The organism is Kitasatospora phosalacinea, from assembly GCF_000717185.1.
GTDB classification, from domain to species: domain Bacteria; phylum Actinomycetota; class Actinomycetes; order Streptomycetales; family Streptomycetaceae; genus Kitasatospora; species Kitasatospora phosalacinea_A.
This window is the reverse complement of record NZ_JNYE01000226.1, coordinates 1-3,805: the sequence shown is the minus strand read 5'-3', so window position 1 is coordinate 3,805 and position 3,805 is coordinate 1. Positions and strand designations below refer to the sequence as shown.

General features: G+C 76.0%; 1 pseudogene. It reads left to right on the top strand.

The features are described 5' to 3' along the window. Positions 1-3,805 (top strand): annotated as a pseudogene (locus OO57_RS47550) (type I polyketide synthase); the annotation flags it as partial.

Sequence of the window (3,805 nt, the reverse complement as noted above, 5' to 3'; positions counted from 1 at the left end):
GGTGGACCTGCCGACGTATGCCTTCCAGCACCGCCGGTACTGGTTGGAGCCCTCGTCCGCGACGGCGGGTGCGGAGCGCCTCGGCCTGGACCGCACCGGACACCCGCTGCTCGGCGCCGCCGTCGAACCGGCCGAGGACGGCGGCCTGCTGCTGACCGGACGGCTCGCGATCGGCAGCCACCCCTGGCTGGCCGACCACACGGTCGCCGGAACGACCCTGCTGCCGGGGACGGCGTTCCTGGAGTTCGCCCTGGCCGCCGCCGACCGGGCGGGCTGCGACCGGGTCGCCGAGCTGACCATCGAGGCGCCGCTGCCGCTCCCCGCCTCGGGCGGCGTCCGGCTCCAGGTCGCGGTCGGCAGCCCGGACGCGGCAGGCCGCCGCACCGTCGGTATCCACTCCGCGCCCGCCGCGTCGGTCCCGCCCGTCGAGTGGACGCGGCATGCCACCGGCCTGCTGGAGCCCGCGGCCGACGCACCGGCCGACACGCTCGCGTCCTGGCCCCCGGCCGGGGCGACCGCGGTGCCGGTGGAGGACGCGTACCCGCAGTTGGAGGCGCTCGGCTACCAGTACGGCCCGGCGTTCCAGGGGCTGCGGGCCGTGTGGCGGCGCGGCGACGAACTGTTCGCCGAGATCGGCCTGCCCGCCGGGCAGGAGGCGGCGGCCGACCGCTACGGCGTGCACCCGGCGCTGCTCGACGCCGCGCTGCACCCGGTGGTGCTGAGCCTGGCCGGGGACCGGACGCTGCTGCCGTTCTCGTGGAGCGGGGTCCGGTTGCACGCGACCGGGGCGACCGAGCTGCGGGTGCACTGGTCGCCCGCCGGGCCGGACACGGTGGCGCTGGTCGCCGCCGACGCAGCCGGAGCGCCCGTCCTGACCGCGGACCTGCTCGCCCTGCGCCCGGCCCCGGCCGGTACGGCCGCCGCGGGCGCGGCGCGCTCGCTGCACCAGGTGGAGTGGGTCACGGCGGCGGCCGCGGCACCGTCCGGTGGCTGGGCCGTGCTCGGCCCGGACGGCACCGCGCTGCTGTCGGACGCGCCCCGTTACGCCGATCCGGCCGAGTTGTCGGCCGCGCTGTCGGCTGCGCCGTCGGCCGTCGACGTGCCGGAGAACGTCGCGGTCGTATGCGGCCCGGGCGACCCCGCGGACCCGGGGCCGCTGGTGGCGCACGCGCTGACGCTCATCCGGTCCTGGCTCGCGGACGAGCGGTTCGCCGACTCGCGGCTGGTGTTCGTCACCCGCGGCGCGGTCGCGGCCCGCCCGGACGACACGGTGCCCGACCTCGCCGCGGCCGCCCTGTGGGGGCTCGTCCGCACCGCGCAGTCCGAACACCCGGGCCGTTTCGCGCTGGTGGACGTGGACGTGGACGTGGATGCGGACGGTGTGCGTCGGCGTACGGGGTGCGGCACCTGCTGCTGGTGAGCCGTCGGGGTGGGGAGGCGCCGGGTGCGGCCGAACTGGTCGCGGAGCTGGGGGAGTTGGGCGCAAAGGCGGTGGTGGTGGCGTGTGACGTCGCGGACCGGGCTGCGGTGGAGCGGCTGCTGGACGGCGTTCCGGCGGAGCACCCGCTGACGGCGGTCGTGCACGCCGCGGGCGTCCTCGACGACGCCACGGTGGAGACCCTGACCAACCCCGGCCAGGCCAACTACGCCGCCGCCAACACCTACCTGGACGCCCTCGCCCAGCACCGCCACGCCCTCGGCCTGCCCGCCCTCTCGCTCGCCTGGAGCCTCTGGGCGACCGCCGACGGCATGGGCGGCGGACTGGGCGACGCCGAACTGGCCCGTTGGCGGCGCAACGGCATCGAGCCGCTCGCCGACGAGGAGGGACTGGCGCTGTTCGATGCCGCGCTCACCGCGGGCCGGCCGCTGCTCGTCCCGGCCCGGTTCGACGCCGCCGCGCTGCACACCCGGGCCGAGGAGGGCCTGCTGCCCGCCGTGCTGCGACCGGCCGGACGCCGTCCGGTCCGGCAGCGGGCGGGCGGCGCGGCAGGTGGTGCGGCAGGTGCGGAGAGCGCCTGGACGGCCCGCACCGCTGGCCTCAGCTCGGACGAACGGCTTTCTGCCGCAAGGGAGTTGGTGAATTCCACGGTGGCCTCGGTGCTCGGCCACGGCGATCCCGCCGCGGTCGACGCTGAGCTGAGCTTCAAGGAGCTCGGCTTCGACTCGCTGACCGGCGTGGAACTGCGCAACCGAATCAACGCGGCCGCCGGGGTCCGGCTCCCCGCGACGGTGGTCTTCGACCACCCCACCCCCGCCGCGCTCACGGCGCTGCTGCTCGAACTCGCGGGCGGCACCGGCCCGTCCGAGACCGGAACCCCGGCCGACACCGCGCCGATCGCGGCGAACGACGAGCCGATCGCCGTCATCGGCATGGCCTGCCGCTACCCCGGCGGGGTCGCCTCGCCGGAGGACCTGTGGCGGCTGGTCGCCGAGGGCCGGGACGCCGTCACCGGCTTCCCCGTCAACCGCGGCTGGGACCTCGACGCGCTCTACGACCCGGACCCGGAGCGGGTCGGCACCTCGTACTGCCGCGAGGGCGGCTTCCTGCACGACGCCGATCGCTTCGACGCCGAGTTCTTCGGCATCTCGCCGCGCGAGGCCGCCGCGATGGACCCGCAGCAGCGGCTGCTGCTGGAGACCGCCTGGGAGGCGTGCGAGAGCGCCCGGGTGGAGCCGGACGCGCTGCGCGGCACCCGGACCGGCGTCTTCGCCGGTGCGATGTACAGCGACTACGGGGCCCGGGCGGCGAACGCCGCCGAGGAGTACGAGGGCTACCTGCTGACCGGCAGCACCGCGAGCGTGCTCTCGGGCCGGGTCGCCTACACGCTGGGCCTGGAGGGTCCGGCGGTGACGGTCGACACGGCGTGCTCGTCCTCGCTGGTGGCGGTCCACCTGGCCGCCCAGGCACTGCGGCGCGGCGAGTGCACGCTCGCGCTGGCCGGTGGCGTCACCGTGATGTCGAGCCCCCACACCTTCGTCGAGTTCAGCCGCCAGCGCGCCCTGGCCCCCGACGGCCGCTGCCGGTCCTTCTCCTCCGACGCCGGTGGAACCACCTGGAGGCGCACGGCACCGGCACGACGCTGGGTGACCCGATCGAGGCGCAGGCGCTGATCGCGACCTACGGGGCCGAGCACAGTGCCGAACGGCCGCTCTGGCTGGGCTCGTTGAAGTCCAACATCGGCCACACCCAGGCCGCGGCCGGGGTCGGTGGCGTGATCAAGATGGTGGAGGCGCTGCGCCGCGGCGAGCTGCCGAAGACCCTGCACGTGGACGAGCCGTCGCCGCACGTCGACTGGTCCGCGGGGACGGTGGAGCTGCTCACGGAGCACCGGAGTTGGGAGGGGGAGGGTCCGCGTCGGGCCGCCGTCTCCTCGTTCGGGATCAGCGGCACCAACGCCCACCTGATCCTGGAACAGGCGGAGCCCGTACCGGCCCCGCACCGGGAACCGGACGCCGCGGCGGCCTACCCGCTGGTGCTGTCCGCCCGGACCCCGGCCGCGCTGTCCGCCCAGGGCGCCCGGCTCCGTGACCTGCTCGCCGCCGACCCGGAGCTCCCGGTCGCCGACCTGGCGCGCTCGCTGCTGACCACCCGTGCCTCCATGGACCACCGTGCGGTGGTGGTGGGTGCTGATCGGGAGGGGTTGGTGGCGGGGTTGGTGGCGTTGGTGGAGGGGCGTGGGGTGTCGGGTGTGGTGTCGGGGCGTGCGGTGTCGGGTGGTCGGGTGGCGTTCTTGTTCACGGGGCAGGGTGCGCAGCGGGTGGGGATGGGGCGTGAGTTGTATGACGCGTTTCCGGTGTTCGCTGC